Below are 19,343 nucleotides of genomic sequence, written 5' to 3'. Positions count from 1 at the left end.
GCTCATGAGTTGTTGAAATTTATGCCCTTGTTTTTAAGACCATTTGCAAATTTATTGAATACAAAATCAGCTGTTTTCTGAGGATTTCCTGATTCGTTAATGGTGAATTCAACTTTAAAATCATTGTTGTTTATAGTGCCATTTACTGACTTAGCTGCGTCTGGTGGGGAAGAGAGGTTTTGAATGCTCGGTATCAAACTATTAGAAAGACTTGATTGATTAATATTCGGAATTATTGATGGAATAGTGGTGATTCCTTTGTTAATCAAGGCTGCTAATTTCCCACCTTGACCCCATTTAGGCGTCTCTTCACTTGGAGTATTGTTCTCACGTACAGCTTTTACTGTATCCAAGATGTTTGCAGTATCAGTTTTATTAAGGATAAGTTCTTTATCATGAAGGAAAGCGAGTTTACCTGCGCCCAGTCCTGTACCTGTATATCCACCCGATGCAAAAGAGGATACCTTTTTCCCAGTTTTATTACCTTTGGTCACAGTATTCAGGGCATTGGAGGCTTCTTTAAGCTTATCGATAAGGTTGTTGGAGATGCTTTTCCCTATGGACTCCATATTGCTGTTAATGAACTTAGAGAATTCATTCAGTTGCTTAGCAATATCAGTAATCTTCCCATCCATTAGCTTTTTCTCAAGTTCCTTAAACCCACGCTCATCATTAACGAGATCATCGTATTTCTTGTTAATTGAATCTTCATCTTTTTGAAGCTGATCTTGTAACGATTCTTTTCGTTTACTGTTTTCACGATCTTTAAGAAACTCATCTAATGCTTCTTGCTGTTCTTGAAGCTGCTTTTCTAAGTCTTTAACCTGTGATTTTGCTTCATCTGAGTCATCGAGAGACAGTTTATTTAGCTTATCTTTGGTTTCCTGAATAGCCTGATTCTTTTCTTTGAGCTCTTTTTGGTATTTAGCTTCATCATCAGTTTTATCAATCTCATCAATCAAGTCCTGCGTAGCTTTTTGGTGCGCTTTTAATTCAATATCACGCATCTTTTCGTACATCTCTTTATAGATGGAGACAACTTCATCAGCAAGAGATTTGTACACATCTTTGATTGATTTCTTTGTGTTGTAAAGCTCAAGATTGTAATCCTTCTGCTTGTCTTTCCAGTTCTCGATCTCTTCAGTGATTTGTTTCTGAATATCCGGGAACCCTTTAGCAGCTTTCTTTTGTGCTTCCAACTGTTTGATATACTTCTTCGCTTCAGTCTGTTGCTGCTGAATAAGTTTAATCTGTTGGCTATAATATTTAACCTTGTCTTCATCTTCTTCGGTCATGGATATTTTGTTGCTAACATCTTTAAGCTTAGATTCAGTTTTCTTGGTGGATTTCTCAATACCGTTAAGCGTTTCGTCAACTTTAGATTGGATGAGCTGTCCTTGAAGTTCTCTTACTTCTTCTTGGAAATTGATGAGATCAATCTTAGCTTGTTTTAATTCCTCAGCAAGCTGTGCTCTTTGAGCAGAATTCAGAGTTTTGTTTGTTTTGATTTCTTTTTCAATGAAAGAAACCTTCTGGCTCTGAATCTTTTGCTGTTCAGTTAAAGCTTTTTTCTGATCATTGGTATACTTACGGAACTCTTTACTGTCGCTCAGATAGTGGCTAGCGAGGGCTTTGTCTTTAGCGATTCTTACATCAAAATCACCAATGCGCTTGTCATACTCATCAAGTTTCGACTGAACGATTTCATATCTGAGTTCTTGTATCTGATCGTTTACTGAGTCAATGTCGCCTTGGAGGGAGAGGAGGTCGGATTTAGCTTGCGCTATTGCTTGTTGTCGTTCTGCTTCGGCTTGGGATGCATCTGAAATAGATGTACCGACACCTTTTAAATACTTCTCAGGGTCAATTGTCTTTCCGTTTTCCTCAATTTGAAGATGAAGGTGATTTCCAGTTGAATTACCCGTACTGCCAACTTTACCAATGGTCTGGCCAGCTTTAACAGTTTGACCGGCTTTAACAGAAGGGGTATCAAGCATATGCATATACTTAGCAACTTTTCCATCATCCTGCTGAATGACAACCCAGTTACCGGCAGTCTTGCTATAACCAGCAATTTGAACTTTTCCACTCTGAACCGATTTAATTGCGGTTCCAGCTTTTGCTGCGAAGTCGATACCTTTATGTGGAGTTGATCGGTAAGCGCCATCTTGTGCATTATATTTAGAACTTATTCTAAACGCACTGTTCTTCGTGTAGTAGCTTGCAATAGAAGAATTAGCAGAAGTCATTGACTTAGTGTAATTAGACATGATCTTCTGAACATAATTCTGCGTTTCTTTGAAAGGAGGGACTCCACCATATTTAATCACATTACCAGGGCCTGCGTTATAAGCAGCAAGTGCTTTCTCAACATTGCCACCAAATTTGCTTAGTTGTTGGGCTAAATATTTCGTGCCACCCATAATGCTCTGATAAGGATCATAAACATTGTTTACACCTAAGCTTTTGGCAGTTGAAGGCATCAACTGCATTAATCCGGCTGCGCCTGCTCCAGAACGGGCTCTTGCATTGAATCCTGATTCTTGCTGGATTACAGCTGCAATTAGAGCTGGATCAACACCATATTTACTTGCGGCAGAATTAATGTAGCTGGAGTATTTACCGGAGTAAGACCCGCCACCGGAAGAATAAGAACCACCAGAAGATGAACCAGAGGAAAGGGAAGAGGTTACAATACCGTATTGTGCAATGTTCCCTGACTTGATTTGATCCTTGAGGAGTTTGGCTTGCTCCTGCATAAGCTTTTTCTTTTGTTGGAGAGCTTTAATTTCTTTTTGCAGGGCATTTCGATAACTTTGAGAATACTTTGGATAATCGTTTACCTGCTTATTATACTTTTCAACTTCAGCGTTGACTTTCTCCAGAGCTTCCTTGTATTTATCAGCCACATACATAGATGTTTTAATTTCCTCAGAGGCTTTATCGCTTGAAGAAGACAGATCATCAAGAGATGTTCCTGTTTCAGATAGGGAAGTTGAAGCCAAATCTGCTAATTTATCAAGCTCTTTGAGCTGATCAGTGATATCAGTGACCTGGTTTAAATCATCCTGTGTTTTCGGTAGGAACTGCAGCGCACCGCTGTTCCCTTTTTTTAGTTCGTCGTATATCTTTTTCTTGTTATCTTCAAGCTCAGACTTCATTTTATAAGCGTCTTGAACAGTCTTAATAGCCTGAACTTCTGACTTATACATGTTAATCTTTTTGTTTAATGCATTAGCCTGATTAATTAGATCTTGTCTTACAGATTGTTGCATATCATTGTAAGCTTTGAGTTTTGTGTCCCGAAGCTTGACAACTGCATTTCTGTTGATTTTTACAACACCATTTTCAACAGAAATTGCATCAGCAAGGTCATGTTCTTTCTGAATAAGCTTCATGGCTTCTGTTGCAGATATGCTTTTACCTTCAGACATTTTTTCAAGGAGGTTATTTAAAGGGGAGATACTGTCAGACATAGTGTCATAAGCTTCATTTTGAATAGCAGATATAGCAGCATCATTTTGCTTCGATTCAACTAAGTCATCGATGATTCCTTTAATTGCTTCAAAATCACCTTTAGCCTCTTTGAGCTTGTCAGATAAATTCCCGACTTGCTCACCTAATGCATCTACACCTTCACCATTTTCATCCCACGTTACTTTGGCAGTTTGTGCAGAATCATTTGTAGAGTCAATGGCAGTTTTAAGGTCATCATAAGATAAAGCCAGACCATTAGCTTTATCTTTGTCACTCATATATTGATTAACAAGCTGTTCTAAGCTTTTAGAGGCGGAATCAAAATTATTTTTATTCCCCGATTGCAGAGCTTTTTGGATATTTTCCATGTATTTTGAAACATTTATTGAAAATGACTCAAGTTCATCTGCATTCATTTTGCTGAAGTCAATTTTATCAAATGCGTTAGATATTTCCCTTGAAAGATTCGGGTTTATCTTTATTGAGTTAAAGGCATCAATTGTCTGTTGGACTTGCTCTCTAATTTTAGCCTGTGAGCTGGATAGTTCTTGTTCAGTACGTAGTGCATCTTGTTCAGCTTTAATACCTTGATTTTTTTTGTCATTTTCAGAAGAGAAAATATCCCAACTCTTGCCGTTTTTATAATAATCGGCAACCTGCTTATACTGTTTAATCTTATCATTGAGTTTATCAATGTCTTTTAAGCTTTCCTTAAAGTTACTATTGGCACCTGTTTGAATGTCTTTTTTGTTTAAATTACTAAGGTCTTCAGTGTACTTTATAGCATCCTTAAGTGCTTGGTTTTTCTTTAAGATTGCTTGCCCTTGAGAATCATAACCAGAGATCAAATTCGGGAACGTTTGTGCTAATTGTTGTGTTACTTGCAGATATTCTTGTTCTTGGTCAGCTGATAAAGCTCCGCCATCTTTAGCCTTTTGCAGTTCTTTGTATTGGCTAATCAGTTTATCAGTTTCATCTTTATTGGTTGTAATTGCTTCAATGCTTGTAGTTTTCGCTTGTTCAAAGTCTTCTCTAGCTTGTTTCAACTCAGAGTAAGAAGAAATTAACTTCTCAATAACAACGCCAAGTCCAACCATGGCTGCCATAGGAAGAAAACTGCCGGCTAAAAACGCGCTTGTAGAGACTGCTACTTTCTTTAGGTTGCTCATCGCAACGCTTGAAGCATTAACCACTCGAGTCCAAACTGCAGTTTTAGCTGAAGCTGTGGTTGCGCCAATCCCAACAGCATTAAAGTTTAAGACAAGATTTTTAAGGGTTGATATTGCAGACATTCCAGTTGAGATGGTAGCTGTACGAAGAGAGGTGTTGAAAAGCAGGATTGCAGTTGTCGCAGAACCAAAAACTTGAGGGAGGAGCCCGACTGTTTTAGTAATTTGAGCACTTGTTTGCATTAATCCTTTAAGTGCATCTGCAAAAACAACAATGCTATTAGAGATGAAAGCTTCACTTGAGGCAACCGACATTTCTGTAAATGCATTTGACAGCCTGTTTAATCTTGCCTGTAAACTGTCAGCGTATTTCTGCTGTTCACTCCAAGCGCTTCCTGCGGAATTAGCTGCAGTGGTCGCTGCATTTTGTGATATGGAGAAATTATTCATCAAGGCATTAAATCTAGAAAGCTGATAAATGCCCGCTACGCCTATTGAGGTATTTTGTTTTTGGGCATCACTGAGAGTGTTCCATTTGTCTGCTAACTCATTAATTAAATCAGTTGCGGATTTAGCCTCACCACTAGCTGTTTTCACAGAAATGCCAATCTGTTCTAAGGCTTTAATTGAGCTATCATTATTCCCGATACGTGCAAAAATTGTCTTTAATGAGTTACCAACAATGTTTCCCGATTCACGGGTGGTACTTGCAATTGCTGTAGTATAACCAATCAGGTCATTTAATTCAACGCCAAAAGTCGAGGCAGTACTTCCTGCTTTTCGAATCGAATTCGCTAGGTCAAGAGTAGTTACAGCATAGTTGTTATCGACTTCATTAAGCTTATCTGCAATGGAAATGGAATCGTTTGCGGCAATATTAAAGTTCAACATTGCGGCAGTTAAAGTGTTAACTGTATCATCAGGAGTTAAATCAGAGACGTTTTGTAGAACCTGAGCGGTTTTAGTAAGCGTAGATAGTTCACTTTCATCGAAACCCATACGTCCGAAATCGCCAGTCATTTGGAGTATGTCAGTGATCTTGTTTGAAAGGGTGTCGCCTAGGTTTATTGATTCCTCGAGTAGCTCATTGTACTTATAATCAGGCTCATTCATTACACGTCTGATGTTTGTCATTAGAGTATCAATTTCAACAGCCTGGGAGACCATTTCCTTGAGCCCAGATATAGCACCATAGAACAAAGAACCGGAGATCAAATATGTCGACATACTTTTGAAAGCTTGAGTTAACTCCGTGCCAAAAGAGGAGGCTTGACTAGACGCTGTTTGAGCATTTGAAGCCAACTCCCTAAATTGCATGTTCAAGCTTTGAATTTGAGATCTGATATTACTGCCGCCAGCACTTACATTAAGACTATTTACTGCATTTAAATAATCTTGAGCAGCTTGTCTATTGCCGGCACCCATTGTATCGCCGTAACGTGTATTAAGGTTTTGTACGTTTACCTGCGCTTGGCGTTGATAAAGCTCAATAGTTTTTCTGAGCTCATTATTTTTCGCTACCGCAGCGGACTTATCATCGAGCATTTTAATTCTGTTTTGTAATGCTTCAATTTGTTGTGCTGTTTGAGCAGTGTTTAATTTCCGTCCGAGGGAAGAGAGGGTGGTGTCAGTCACAATCCCTTGCTGTCTAAGTTTTTCTAGATCCAGCTTTAATTGTTCAATTGCTTTTCGTTGCTGATCATAGTTCGTTGTTATTTTTGATGTAGTAGCGTTTGTTTTTGGGTCAGTTGTATAAGTTATATCATCGAAGCCATTGCGATTCTTTTGAGTAACCCTCGTTGTTTGTCCTTGAGAATTCTTTTGTTCGGTTCTCTTCTGTACCTGACCAAGTTTTTCAGTTGCTTGAGCAAGCCTGTTAACTTCTTGTGTTTGTTCACGTAATGATTGATTACGATTGTCTATGGTCTTTGTTTCACGCTGAATGATTTCGCCATTTTTCTTATACTGCTGAGTAAGCTTTTCAACAGTACCATCAGCATTTCTTGTAATCGTTGTGGTTTCTTTAACTGTTTGATTGAAGGATTTGAGATGTTTTTGATAAGTTTCAACTGCAGAGGAGAATTCGTTGAGAGTCTTTAAAGCAGAGGCATCAATATTGGTCTTTAAATTAAGGGAATTGAGCTTTTTCTCTAAAGATTTAATTTGCTGATTTAACTGTTCGACAGTCTTTGAGGAGGTATCAGCCTTGGGTGTGAGAATGATCTTTAAATCTTGACTCAAATATAGGTCACATCCTTTCGAATAGGGGAGAGTAATTTTTAGGGCATATAAAAAAGCCACTCATTATTGAGCGACTTTGTTTGCTTTCCGTATTGCTATCTCCATAATCCCTTGCCATATTTCAGCATTTGATAAAGCATCTTTAACTTTTGGATCATCCTGTTTAAACCCTTTAACATTCTCTAGGCCAAATTCATCTTTACTCGGCAGGAAATCAAATCTGTAAATAGGGGAGGAAAAATCATCGAGCTTTAATTTTAAATCAATTTTTTTGAAGTACTTTGTTTCTGTCTTGTTAGAAGATAGCCCGCCAACTAATGCTCCAATACTTCCTGCGGCTAACCCGCCAACAACAGCACCTGTTATTTGACTTCCTTTGGACACTTTTGTAACTGTGCTATCATCAATTGTAACTTCAGCTTGAATTATTTTGCTGAATGGGACAATTCTCTCTCCTAATGTTCCATCTTGTTTGAAGTTGTGAATTACAAATTTATCTTCTGAATCAATTAAAGTAAGCTTTGCATTTTTATCTGGATTTATGATGGACTTATAATTAGAAGGGAAATTTCCAACTGTTTCAATCTCACTAGCTCTTTTTTTGTCCATTTCTTTTTGCTTATCCGAAGCGCTAACCCCAATAATAATGAAAGCGCCAACCACTAAAATCAGAATGATAGCCCAGATCATCCAACCACCACCAGTATTATTTTCCTACATTATATCATGGTTTCCAAAAGGTTAGAATTGTATATTGGATAATTGAGCTACTGCTCTTTTTCTGACTTTACTTGTTCAAGTAAGCTCCTGTAACGTGAGGCATTAGATCGATGAGTTTTCCCTTTGTTTACTCCACAGATTATAAGGAAAAAGAATACTGCTGCCATAATAACTGAATAGGAGAGGGAAAGTAAATACTCAAAAGACTTTTCATCAATATTAAATTGCAAGAAATCAACTAAAGCTTTAATAAAAAAAGTTCCTACCACAATCCCAGAAGTAAGCTTTGAATTATCGTAGGCCTCTTCAATATTTTTCATCCTTGCAATTGCAAGAATAATAGTGTCTTTATCTAATCTTCGTATGCGATTCAATTCAGTTCTTGGGTTTTTATCATTAAAATATCCAAAGCTATCAATTATATATTCAATTAATTCTTCATCAGTCCATTTAAGTAACACTTCTCTTAAAGCGTTTGTTTGCTTTTTAATTTTTTTCTTTTTAAACCACATAAATAAATTCACCTCTCCATATTATCGTCAAATATGGAAATATGTTTAAGATTTCATCCATAAGCAAAATCCCTCAATTGAAGGATTTTGATTCTGCATAAAAGAGGGATTTCATAAAGAGTGCTGCCTAAAGCAAATCAATTGATATGTCACCCAACAAGCTTTTCTTAATCTTCCCGTATTCAAGTTTACCGGTGCTTGCGTTGTAAACAAGAACTTTACCGTCACTGATCTTGGATTCATCAATCTGTTTAGATCCGAATTGGTTCTTATCAGCTTTAGCGTCAAGCTGCCTAGTTAATTCAGCAACAGCTTCGTTCAATTTATTAATTTGCTGTTGCATATTCTCAATTGAACTTTGGTGAGGATTGAAGAGGCTCATAATGTTTACGAGAAGATTTGATTCTTTTCTTCTTTAAAATCACGAAGGTCGTAATGCTTAATTGTTGTAGACACATCATTATGCTGTGCAACATATTTACTCACGAGCTCAATCTTAATTTTCTTGACTTCAAGAAGGTAAGTAATACAGGAGGCTTTAAAGAGGTGAGGGTTAATGCGGCGGCCAAGGATATCAGAAAGAACATCAGAACAAAAATAGTCAGCCCAACCCTCTGACATTTGTCTTGGTTGACCACCGTACTGTGTGGTAAATAGATATTCATGGTCATATCCCCGCTGTTCATGCCAAAGCTTCAAATATTCCAGAGCTTCTGTGTTAATCATGTAGTCGAGAGGTTTTCCTTCGCCCTTTCCTTTTCCAAGAACTTTGTGAGCCATGACATAAGATTGACCTTCAGGTATCTCATAATTCAGGATTTCGGTTTTAAACTGAATTATTTCAGCTCTTCTGGCACCTACATTAAAGGCAGTAGCTAACCAAGCCATCCCCAAATAGTTTTTGTCTTCTTCAAGCACTTTCATCATTGTTCTGTATTCATCGTAAGTAACCTTTACTTTTTCATACGTGGTTGTTTTAGGGATGGCAGGGAGACCTCTTGTGAAGTTCCTGAATGATTTGTAATTATCGTCATCTTCAGCAACAACATTTTCAATGTAGTTATTTAAAGAAGATACTCCAGCCTTTTTTAACGCTATTCCACTTGAAGACATCCCTCTATTTTTCAGGAAGCTTTGATATCTGATGAAATCCCTTTTGGATATTTTGTAAAGCTTCTTCCCATTCAAGGAATTATGTACCCACCAGAAGAACTGACGAAGAGAGGAGTTGTATTGCTTCCTGGTTTTATCTCGGAATGAGTGGGCGTCAAGAAACTCTTGAGTTAAGCTTCTATGCTCGTCATCAACCTGACCCCACATTTCATCCGTGACTTCGGGCAACTTTTCGGCTCTAGAGCGCATCATATTTTGTTTTATTTCTCTGGCCATTAATACACCACCGTTATTCTGTTTTAATACCACTTGCATTTAAATCTTTTTTCATAGCAGCAGCTAATCGTCCATCTTTTAACGATTCAGCGGTATTCTTCATAAATGGGCGAGGTTTTCCATAACCATAACCGTATTTATCTGGATACGTGTACCCTTGACCAGTCTCAACAACCGTGGCAACATCCTTACCGTTGTCTTCACGGGTATTGTCTAATGAAATTCCGTTAGATTCATTTTGAATGACGAAGGAGTCCTTCAAAAGAGAAGTACGTTCATATACAAGAGGATCGTATGTGTCATATACATCAGATTGCACATGCTCTTGACCTGTTTTAATCATCGTATTTTTTGTGCTGGATTGTTTTTGAACGGCTTGCTTCGCGGCAAATTCAATTAGTGCTGCTATTTCCTTTATGTTCTTGGCCATTATTCAGCCTCTTGTTCATTTTCAATCTCTTCGACCCTATTAAGGATGAGTTCATTTATTTCTTTTTTAGACATGTTGGAAAATTTGTCTAAACTCATCTTCATCATTTTTGCTGCTTTTTCAAGTTTCTCTATACTTTCTTCAGGAAAGCTTTTAATAATCATTGGGAAATATTCGGAGTCTATTAATTTAACAAACCACTTAACCTTATTTTTGATATCGTTTGGAATGCCTAAGTCTGTAAATTCTTTTATTAGTGAAAAGTTCCCCCAATGAACAGGATTGATATCTTCAAACTTAATTCCTGCTTCTTTTGCCTCTTCTTGATCCGTAATTAATTCAGTAAGCATTTTGGTTAAGCGGGTAGGGGAGAAGTAAGGGTAAATATAAACATGAACGTCATCGGTAAGTTGCACTCGTTCTTTCTTGTCATATTTGCTTACACTTTCTTCGATCAACCCAAGATTTAATTTTTTCGATGCCATCTCATTTCCTCCTTATATATCCTCTGAACTCATTAAAAAAGACACCTCAAAAGGGGAGAGGTGTCTAAATAAAACTTGTATTTTATTTATAATCTTCTTTTAGAACTTTCTCTGTATAAGATGGGTTATTTGTAAAAAGTCCATCAACTTTCAACTTAAGCATTTTGGGTGTGAGTGTTCTTTCTCTATCAGCATTAAAAAACACATGTACTTTCATATTGTTTTTGTGGACTAAATCAACAAAACCTTTATCAACCAATTTGGCATTAGGCCCAACAACATTTGAATATTTTTTTATTTCGTTTAGCTTTGATTTGCTCATAGGCTTAATATCTTCATCTTTCAAAAGTTGAACAAGAGGAACATCGCTGTCTAGCTTATGTAACTTCTTTAGACTTTTGTCACTAAATGACTCTAAAACAACTTTGTTATTAGCGATTAGTTTATATTTAGAGAGTATGTCAATTAATTTTTTCTCCATTACTAATTTGCCTTTGTTGTTTGTTCTAGTCTCGATATAATATTTTGTAGTTTGTCCAAATTTTTTAATGATCTCTTCAATAGTTAATATCTTTTGTCTTTTTCCAGTACGTAGCTTTTTAATCTGATCTAATGTGAGATCCTCAACTTCTCCTTTGCCGTTTGTGGTTCGATCAACAGTCTTGTCATGGTTTGCGACTAGGTGACCGTCTTTGGTTTGTCGTAAATCAATTTCAATGTAGTCTGCTTTTTCTTTTATTGCTCGTTCATAGGAGAGCAGTGTATGTTCTGGCTCAATTTCCGAGGCGCCTCTGTGTGCAATCATTAGCGGCTCGTATTTTTTACTGCTTCCTTTCCCATATCCTAAAGCTGATGAATCAACTTCGTTAAATGAACATCCTCCTAATATGACTAAAGCAATAGTTAATGTTGTAAAAATTATTATTTTCATGATCTAAAATTATCATAATTAGGCAGTTGGTTCAATATATTTCTTTCCAACAATTTCTTCGTACTGTTCTGGTGTAATTTTGCCTTTTACTACAGCTTGTGCTACGCGATATTCATCCCACACACCATTACCGTCATTGTAATAATCTTTTATAAGTTCATACCAATTCATTTAAAGTACACCATCCACCATTAGTTGATATGTTAAGTCGCTTAATTGTTTTTTAACTTTTTCAGCTTCCGATGGCTCTGGGTCAAGTGGTTTTAAACTGTCAATGTATTCTTTCGATGCGGACTCAACCCATTTTTTTGTTTTAGGATTGAATTTGGGAATATAAAGACCATCGGATGGAGCTATAGTAGTGCAATTATCAGGAAGCGGACTATCGTCTTCAAGTACAACAGGGGATTCATAAATATAATTTTCGTCATATTTGTATACTTGCATCATAATATTCTCCCTACACGGCCTTAAAATTAAAACCGAAACTAATGTAATCATTGGGTTTGGAGGTATTTGTACAACTTTCTATAATAACTCTTCCTTCAGTATCAACAAGCGTTCTGTGAGTCTGGGGTATGCCTGACATTCCTGCTTGGGAAGCTACACCAGCCCACTGAAACGCTCTTCCGGGTCTGTAGCCTTCAGGTAAGGTGAATGCTGCTACTCCAAAACCGATCGTTCCTTTTGCTATAGCGCCCTCTACAAAAACAGTCCCTGTTGCATCTTTTGTATACCGAGTTTTAAACACTGTTTGATCTGTAGAGTTAACATCAGTGTAATTAACCCATCCGTTCTGTAAAGTAGGAGTGTACCATGTCGTAGAGGAAAGCTTGGTATCAGTATAGGTTTTAGCTGAGTTGAGTGCAGTATTAGCTCTGGATTGCGCTCCATCAGTCGTTTCATGTGTTTGCCACGAAGTCCAAGTTAAATCGCTTTTTCTAAATCGGAAATAAGTATGAGTTCCGTAATATGCTTCTAAAGCAAATTGGGCTACTGTATCACCATAATTCATGACAACCAAATATACATTGGACAAGTTAGCAGGGGAGTGAAGCCCTTGGTTAGCGATTAAATAAAACCCGGAGGTAATTAAATCATTGTATTCCGTTTTTTCGGAACTGTCTTTGTAGATTATCTTTCCATCATCGGCAGTGAGCTTGAAAAGTTGAGCAGCGTTCCATTTATCCCGATCAGACTTACTGATATGAACATTGGTGTCATTCAGATGATCATCAAAATCATTTTTAGCGGCTTGTTTTACATTGTCTACATTCCCAAGCCCAACCTGTTCAGCAGTAACCTTGTGTGGGTTTGATTGATCGTTAGTATGGTCAGCTAAAAAAGACTTTGACCTTGCATCGGAACTGTTCCAATAACTGCGCTCATCCTTTGTGATATGTCGATCGAGGTCTGCATCGTGAGCGTCAAAATCAATTTTCGCTGCTTGCTGAATGTTATCAACCTTAGACAAACCAACTTGGCTTTTAGTAACTGAATGGGGATTTTTCTTATCGTCAAGATGGCTATCAAAATTCACTTTTGTAGCCTGCTCTTCATTGAGTACATTTGATAATCCAATTTGTTCTTTTGTAATTTGATGTGGATTCTCATTGTTTTGAATGTGCATTTTCAAATCGAAATTCTGCTTTTCCATGAACTCATCAACTTTGTCATTCAAGCGTTTTTCATGATCTGACATATGAGATTCAGTTCTGAAAAATTGATCTTTAAGATTATTAATTTGCTCATTGTTTTGTTTGAGCTGACCTACAAATTTACTGCTACTCATTAACTCACCGCAATTCCTTTAATCGTTATATCTCCATTTACGGAAACAACCTCAACCATGAATTTGAAAACCCCCGCAATATCGAAATCCCAGTTTTCATTTGTATTCAATGTCCCCGTACCTAATTGAAAATCAGTTTTGTTTGTTCCAGCAATTTCTGTCTTTTCACCATTTTCATCTACGGCAAAGAATTTTATTTCTCTTGAAGTTGAGGAACCAGAGATCTTAACAGTAATATCCCGATAATGTGATACTACAAATTCTTCACCTTCAGACGGGGCAGTTGTTGCTTCGTGGAATGTAAAGGTTGTTTTATCTGGAATGGTTTTTAAAATATTTTCATCGGTTTCTGTCAACAACTCCACCTCCTAAGTCTGTTTAAAAACTGACTTTTATTTAAAAAGGAGAGGGGAAGAATCCCCTCAAATTATTTAGCCTCAAATACTCTTACGTCTCTGTCAGTACCGTCATTAATCACATAGACATAAAGTGTTTTACCAGCAGCGACAGGAACTGAAAAAGGTTTGTCACCTGCTGTCAATGGGATACCTGTATCAGCAGTCACAGTAGAGTTTCCAATATAAATCGTGCCTTCTGCAGGAGGATAAATAGTAAGTGCTGTTCTGTCAGTGATACCTGCGGTAACTTTTTGAGCTGTTGAAGTAACAGTGAATTTATCCGTTTTAAATGAGGAGAAACCGGGATCTCTTTCATTCAAGGTCACGGAAGGGGATTGTACTTGGATCTCTTTGATAGCATCCAAGCCAGCTTGAGGAAAGTCAACTTGTACTGGTTTTTCTTGTGATTTTAGATGAATGTCGGTAATTGGTTTACCAGTTCCATCGTCTCGAGCTGAAGTGTAAATGTCTCCGTCTTTGTTTAAAAGTGCCAAGATATCAAACTCCTAACGTTATTTTGTTTCTTGCGTTGTTCCAATGTCTACACTGCTTTTCGATGCCGCATCTTCTTGTTCCGTTTTAACTCCTTTTGTCCCATCTGGGTTACGCTTAACACGTGCAAAAGTACCGATCTTGCCATTGTCATCAGCTAATGCTCGGTAACCAATTTCTGGTGTGTAGGCTTGCCCAGCTTCTAAAGACATGTCTGCTTCACCAGAGAAATTAACTTTAGGCAACTGGATATAGAGATCACTGTAAATTTTCGATGTCTTTGGATCGTACTCTAGTGTGTGAATTTCGAAGTAATAGTTCTCGGAGAATTTTTCACCACTAATTTCAACTGTTTCTGCATCAACTTCAATTTGATAATGAGCTGTTACAGCGTTCCCTTTAGTAGCAAACGTTTCAGGAACAGTAATTGTTTTGTCTGAAACACTAAATTCTTGTTGATCTCCGTCTTCATTTGTAAGTGAGACTTTGGATAAAGGAGTATACGCGATTTTGACCGTTCCAGAATCATCTACAACAAGACTTTCATCTTCCCATACAGAAATCGTCTCATTTTCAATTTTTACACCTTGCTGCATTGCCATAAAATCAAGATCAAAGAAAGCATTTTTTACATTACCTGAAACTTCTTTGCTTGAGTTGATGACATAAAGGTCTCTATTTCCCCATCCACCTTTTAAAAAGTCTTGTTGGACTTGTTGCGAGAACTGAGTCATTTGCGTTACAGAAGATGCAACGACTTTATGGTCACTAAGCCTTTTGGTTAGCACCTTACCAACTTCATGGATAACTGTTTGTTTTGCCAAGTGTTTTCCTCCTAATTTAAAATGAAAAAGAGACTGAAAGTCAGTCTCCGAATAATTGCTCTAAGTTTTTAGCATCTGCTGTACTGAGGTGGTGCTTTTCTTCTTTATACATATCAACATGACTATTCCAGTCACCGATTTTCACATCAGCTGAAACAGTGGCAAATAACGCAGAAGTGTTATAATTCATTATTTCGCCCATTCTGTAATATGACAGGTACAATTGATAAATTGTCATATCGGCTACCTCTTGATATGTATATCCATTAAAAGCAGCCACACAGCTGGCGATGTCCTTTAAATCATTTTGAGAATCTTGAAGCTTTAATTGATTATTTAAATCATGAAACTCCTGCAATTCATCATTCTCAACAATTTTCTCTTCAGTCAAGCAATGCATCTCTAATATCAATTTTCTAACATTATTAAATGCTTTCTGATCAATAAGATGTAGTGATTCTTTGTCCACAAATACTTTGCTAAACACTTTAAAATAAGCTTGGTTAAATTCAGGTAAGTAATCATGAACAATTTTGAAGAGGCTGTTCTTCTTCAATTCGATAATTAAATCATTTAATGAACCATCATTGTTGATTTTTGAAAAGTTTCTGATGATTTCCTTCTTGCTCATTTTCATCATATTTAGCTCGCTTATGTACTCTGGGTAATCTCTTAAGTGGATAAAGCTTATTGCACCGACTTCAGTATTAATAGGCCTTCCTAAAAAGAAAAAATCCTTTAACACATTCATTTACTTGCTCCGAAAGTAAATATCAATTTGTATCCCAAATACCCTTCAGGTGCGTTCGATATGAGCAGTCTTGTGTATTTAACATTTTTACCGATACCAGCAAAATTTTGATTGAAGAGCATGTCACAAACACGATCCGTAATTTTCAGGTTCCTGAATTCAGTCTCTTCATAGGTGTTAATGTGTGTATAAACATCAATCATCAAATCTTGATCTAGCAGCATCACACTTTGGGTTGAGGGTTTAGGGATTCCATTACCAAGATAGACACAAAGCCTGCAAATTGGTTGATCGGTTAAATCATCAGTTTTGGGAGCACGTTTGATTATGGAGTTTAATATCGATGGGGAATCATCAACTGGATCATAATAATTTTCCAATGTCTGAACGTCAGGGAGAGAAGAGGAGAGAGGGTCATCTTTATAATATAGAAGACGATTCAATTCTGTGTCATTTATAATAGTTCTGAATACAGTTGTCATATGTTCGACCATCATACTCATTCACTATCACCTCCAACTTTCTTTTTGGCTATAAGTCTAATTGTTCCGATGTCTCCATAGACCTTGGAATAGTCTATATCATCAACACGGAATTCCTCACCATAAAAAGAAAGAAAAAGACCCTTCTTTAATTTTTCATGTTTTAAAAAGGGGATGGTGACATGTGCTTGCCCTTCAGGAATATTTATAGCCAATTCTGATCCAATTGTTGAGGTTGTCCGTTCTAAAACACACGGGATGTCAATCTTCTCACCAGGCACTTTAATCTTTATCGGTCTCCCTGTAACTTCATCGATCTTTCCGGAATCAATTAGTTTGTCAGAAGATGTTAGACTAATTGATGAATTACAAAGCCGCATAGTAGCACTGTCATTCATTTTGTTATCGGTAGGGCGTGAATTAACTAACCAGTAACTACCGTCATACAAAATCAAGTCACCACGATTTAATAAACCTAAAACTGTAAGGACTTTTTTTGTTTCACTGTCCTGAGTGGTTTGAATTATTACCTGTGCAGGCTTGCCATTCAATTTAATATCGTAAGTTTCAGGTGAATTTGCTAAGATTTCTTTGAAAATTTCATACTTGTTTGAATTAAACTCTTCATTTTCCCAGCCACTCAAATAATTTGAAGAAGAGGTAAGATACCAATCTACAGACACCGAACCACCTCAATCAAAATTATTTACTTTTAGTTTGCTCATTTTTTTTTCAATCTCATCGACAAGATCTTCATAGGATCTATTAACCTGAGCTTTAGTATTAGATAAACCTGTCAATTGAATATCTCTTCCTACAATGTTGTTTAATTTTAAGGCTCTGTCTCGATATCTTCCTAAATAATCTTTGTACATGAGTCTTCCTAAAATTTGAATTTGAGCAGGGGAGAGGGGTTCTTTAAAATCTTTTGTTTCTTTATCAAAACCCAGTTCAGTTAAATCTGTTTCATATTCACCAATAGCGTTCTTGAAAAACTGATACTCAAGTCCATCTGGTAATATTTCATTTGACTGAAACTTTGAATGGAAAACGTTTATGATTTCATCATAGGTAGTCAAGATTTAACCCCCTTATGATTGAGTATCAAATTTAAATCCAGTGTATTCTTCAATGAACTTAATCTTAGCGTAGTCATTAATCTTTTCTTTTTTAGCCACATCAAACAGCTGAGCTTTTTCAGACTCAAGTAAAATTTCTTTTTGAACATTTTCTTCGAAGGCTTTTTGTGTTTTATACCCCAAGATTTGTTTAATCCGTTCTACAGTAACAACTTCTTGCTTATCGTCTTTATCATCAGTCTCAAAACCTAAGTGTACACGGGTTTCTTTGTCATCAATATAGATTTTGGCATGAGTACCTTGACCGTCAGTTCCAGTGAATAGCGAGGTATTGTCATAGACTTGGGATTGCACTTCTCCAGCTGTAATCTGTCTAATCCCATTGGCTGGCAATCTGAAGTCTCCGTGAGTGTCAATCTTTCGGAAATATAAATCCCATGGACATAGGTTTTTAATTGTGATCTTTTTATCTAAATTAAAAGACATGTAATCCCTCCAAAAATAAAAGGAGGGACACAGCCCTCCTAGATTTTAAATTGTTTAAATTTGTGGTAATTCATATTTTGTGTCTCTGATGAGACCAATTTGATGTTCTTGTCCTTTTGCTACACCAGCCCCAATTTCCATATCAAAACGAGTAATCTCTGTTCCAGTAATAATGTCGTTACCATTCATTGAAGTAAGTCCGCCTTTTTGGAATACTTGAAGAGGGGATTTTTTACCTTGAGGAACGAAGAAAAGAAGTCCTTCAGGAAGATATGTTTTGAAGTTGTCGCCGGCTTTATTTAATTCAGTAAGATTATAAGCGTTAGGTAATTCTACAACAGAAGAACCTTTATAAGTGTTAAGCAATCCTGTTCTTCGGATCTCATCCATCACAGATTGAGGGAGCTTAGTGCTTGAAGCATCTCCGGCTACAGCCTGAAACCCTGCAAAGTCATTTAACTGAGAAACAACAGAAAAGTCACCAACAATAGAAGGTTGTCCAAATCGGCGAATCTTTGTGATAATATCGTCTACAGATGATTTGGTGATACCTTCAGTTTCAGCAAAGTATTTAACGCCTGTTGCATTTTTAATTGCATTGAACATTTCATTTACAACATAGTACATTGCTTTGTTCATCATATCTGTTTGAACTTGCTCCATGCCTTCTGCTACTTTATCGAGGTTTCCACTTTGAATCTCACGATAGTTAACAGCATAGCCAGAAGAAATGGTTTGAGTTCCAATTGGATATTCGCTCCAAGTTGTAGTAGCGAACGGTACGTCACCGCGGGAAGCTTGGAATTGGCTTCGGATGGATTCATGCGCGTATGTTGTCATCATTGGTTGCTGATCATAGCCAATAGTTCTAAATGTGCCCATAAAATCAAATAGCTTAATTGCTGAAATAAGCTTAGGCTCAATGGCATAACGCACAATTGTGTTGATCTCGGCTTTAGCTACAGGGTTGCCCATAAGAGCTTTGGAAGCTAGTTCCTTCACATGGGTCATAGCAGCATTGGCTTTTGCTCCAAACTTGGAAAGATCTTGACCTGTTGCAGCTGCAGAAAAGATTTCTACAATAGGGGACTTAGCATTCAATTTAGCATTTGCATAATGGTTTGAGTCTTTTTGAACATTATTTAATTCAACTGTAAACATTAATAATTACCTCCAGAATATTAATTAAGCCTGTACTGTTAGGTACAAACCTTTTCCGCCAAATGTATTTTTCTCTAAGACTTTTAGAGATACTTTAAACTCCGCAACGTCATCGCCAGCTTTAACCCATTTACCTGTTTTGTCCGCAGCAGGAACCAATACGTCATCTTTAACAAGCGCATCATAATCAACTACCACGTCTGAGCTGAGTTCAATTGGCAGTCCTTTTAAGTCTGCTAAATTAAATGCAAGGACATATTCACCTTTTAGAACTTTGAAGTCTTCTTTATTGCGAATTTCAGGTTTATCAATAATGTTTCCAACAACATACACATCACCTTTTGCAGTTGAAGATGCGCCTGGCGGGAATGCGTTACCAGAAGAATCGTTAGGGATTACGGCTAAACCAGGGACTAAATCGACACTAGCCTTGCAGCGTGGATTATTTCGTACTTGTTTGTAAGCACCAATTGTTCCGAATTTGAACATTGAGTATTCCTCCTAAATTTTATAAAAGTGTTATT

The 19,343-nt window shown here is 37.0% G+C and carries 21 protein-coding genes; all 21 read right to left on the bottom strand.

What is annotated here, in order from left to right; genetic code table 11:
- Positions 1-2 precede the first annotated feature (2 nt).
- The 21 genes from GNE05_RS11455 to GNE05_RS11355 all read right to left on the bottom strand — a co-directional run bounded on the left by GNE05_RS11455 (position 3) and on the right by GNE05_RS11355 (position 19,308).
- Positions 3-6,887 (bottom strand): phage tail tape measure protein, encoded by a 6,885-nt coding sequence (locus GNE05_RS11455; protein ID WP_160182821.1) that lies wholly within the window; start codon positions 6,885-6,887, stop codon positions 3-5.
- A gap of 63 nt (positions 6,888-6,950) precedes the next feature.
- Positions 6,951-7,577, bottom strand: a complete 627-nt coding sequence (locus GNE05_RS11450) for a hypothetical protein (protein ID WP_160182820.1) — start codon at positions 7,575-7,577, stop codon at positions 6,951-6,953.
- A 77-nt stretch (positions 7,578-7,654) separates the two neighbouring features.
- Positions 7,655-8,119: a hypothetical protein gene (locus tag GNE05_RS11445; protein WP_160182819.1), complete on the bottom strand. Its 465-nt coding sequence runs from the start codon at positions 8,117-8,119 to the stop codon at positions 7,655-7,657.
- Positions 8,120-8,246: 127 nt separating this feature from the next.
- Positions 8,247-8,462, bottom strand: a complete 216-nt coding sequence (locus GNE05_RS11440) for a hypothetical protein (protein ID WP_046560223.1) — start codon at positions 8,460-8,462, stop codon at positions 8,247-8,249.
- Positions 8,463-8,506: 44 nt separating this feature from the next.
- Positions 8,507-9,508, bottom strand: a complete 1,002-nt coding sequence (locus GNE05_RS11435) for a tyrosine-type recombinase/integrase (RefSeq protein WP_014472041.1) — start codon at positions 9,506-9,508, stop codon at positions 8,507-8,509.
- A gap of 13 nt (positions 9,509-9,521) precedes the next feature.
- On the bottom strand, positions 9,522-9,938 hold the full coding sequence (locus tag GNE05_RS11430) for a hypothetical protein (protein WP_160182818.1): 417 nt from the start codon (positions 9,936-9,938) through the stop codon (positions 9,522-9,524).
- The gene (locus GNE05_RS11425) at positions 9,938-10,423 is read right to left on the bottom strand and encodes a hypothetical protein (protein ID WP_062623494.1); all 486 of its coding nucleotides are present in this window, start codon (positions 10,421-10,423) and stop codon (positions 9,938-9,940) included. The genes GNE05_RS11430 and GNE05_RS11425 overlap by 1 nt, the downstream gene beginning before the upstream one ends.
- A gap of 82 nt (positions 10,424-10,505) precedes the next feature.
- Positions 10,506-11,354 (bottom strand): glycerophosphodiester phosphodiesterase family protein, encoded by an 849-nt coding sequence (locus tag GNE05_RS11420; RefSeq protein ID WP_113766212.1) that lies wholly within the window; start codon positions 11,352-11,354, stop codon positions 10,506-10,508.
- Between the two features lie 18 nt (positions 11,355-11,372).
- On the bottom strand, positions 11,373-11,525 hold the full coding sequence (locus GNE05_RS11415) for an XkdX family protein (RefSeq protein ID WP_095353067.1): 153 nt from the start codon (positions 11,523-11,525) through the stop codon (positions 11,373-11,375).
- Entirely contained in the window at positions 11,526-11,804 is a 279-nt protein-coding gene (locus tag GNE05_RS11410; RefSeq protein WP_233162028.1) for a hypothetical protein, read from the bottom strand. It lies immediately after the preceding gene.
- Between the two features lie 10 nt (positions 11,805-11,814).
- Complete coding sequence (locus GNE05_RS11405) at positions 11,815-13,146, bottom strand: pyocin knob domain-containing protein (RefSeq protein WP_160182817.1); 1,332 nt, start codon at positions 13,144-13,146, stop codon at positions 11,815-11,817.
- A complete protein-coding gene (locus GNE05_RS11400; protein ID WP_160182816.1) occupies positions 13,146-13,502 on the bottom strand; it encodes a hypothetical protein in 357 nt (118 codons plus the stop codon). Before GNE05_RS11400 ends, GNE05_RS11405 begins: the two co-directional genes overlap by 1 nt.
- 71 nt (positions 13,503-13,573) lie before the next feature.
- A complete protein-coding gene (locus tag GNE05_RS11395; protein WP_207719809.1) occupies positions 13,574-14,038 on the bottom strand; it encodes a hypothetical protein in 465 nt (154 codons plus the stop codon).
- An 18-nt stretch (positions 14,039-14,056) separates the two neighbouring features.
- Positions 14,057-14,860 carry a hypothetical protein gene (locus tag GNE05_RS11390; RefSeq protein ID WP_053574387.1) on the bottom strand — a complete coding sequence of 268 codons (804 nt, stop codon included), beginning with the start codon at positions 14,858-14,860 and terminating at the stop codon, positions 14,057-14,059.
- Positions 14,861-14,900: 40 nt separating this feature from the next.
- Positions 14,901-15,611, bottom strand: a complete 711-nt coding sequence (locus GNE05_RS11385; protein ID WP_053574386.1) for a hypothetical protein — start codon at positions 15,609-15,611, stop codon at positions 14,901-14,903.
- Positions 15,608-16,114: a hypothetical protein gene (locus GNE05_RS11380; RefSeq protein ID WP_160182815.1), complete on the bottom strand. Its 507-nt coding sequence runs from the start codon at positions 16,112-16,114 to the stop codon at positions 15,608-15,610. Before GNE05_RS11380 ends, GNE05_RS11385 begins: the two co-directional genes overlap by 4 nt.
- Positions 16,111-16,776, bottom strand: a complete 666-nt coding sequence (locus GNE05_RS11375) for a hypothetical protein (RefSeq protein ID WP_160182814.1) — start codon at positions 16,774-16,776, stop codon at positions 16,111-16,113. The genes GNE05_RS11380 and GNE05_RS11375 overlap by 4 nt, the downstream gene beginning before the upstream one ends.
- 9 nt (positions 16,777-16,785) lie before the next feature.
- Entirely contained in the window at positions 16,786-17,172 is a 387-nt protein-coding gene (locus tag GNE05_RS11370) for a hypothetical protein (RefSeq protein WP_020954177.1), read from the bottom strand.
- 12 nt (positions 17,173-17,184) lie between these two features.
- Positions 17,185-17,658, bottom strand: coding sequence for a hypothetical protein (locus GNE05_RS11365; protein ID WP_020954176.1), 474 nt, complete (start codon positions 17,656-17,658; stop codon positions 17,185-17,187).
- Between the two features lie 54 nt (positions 17,659-17,712).
- Positions 17,713-18,819 carry a hypothetical protein gene (locus GNE05_RS11360; RefSeq protein ID WP_020954175.1) on the bottom strand — a complete coding sequence of 369 codons (1,107 nt, stop codon included), beginning with the start codon at positions 18,817-18,819 and terminating at the stop codon, positions 17,713-17,715.
- Between the two features lie 24 nt (positions 18,820-18,843).
- Positions 18,844-19,308 (bottom strand): hypothetical protein, encoded by a 465-nt coding sequence (locus GNE05_RS11355; protein ID WP_047474209.1) that lies wholly within the window; start codon positions 19,306-19,308, stop codon positions 18,844-18,846.
- Positions 19,309-19,343 lie beyond the last annotated feature (35 nt).

Origin of the sequence: Bacillus sp. AM1(2019), from assembly GCF_009906915.1 — a bacterium.
Lineage (GTDB): Bacteria > Bacillota > Bacilli > Bacillales > Bacillaceae > Bacillus > Bacillus velezensis.
The sequence above is the reverse complement of the archived record's forward strand: the minus strand, read 5'-3'. Positions and strand labels throughout refer to the sequence as shown.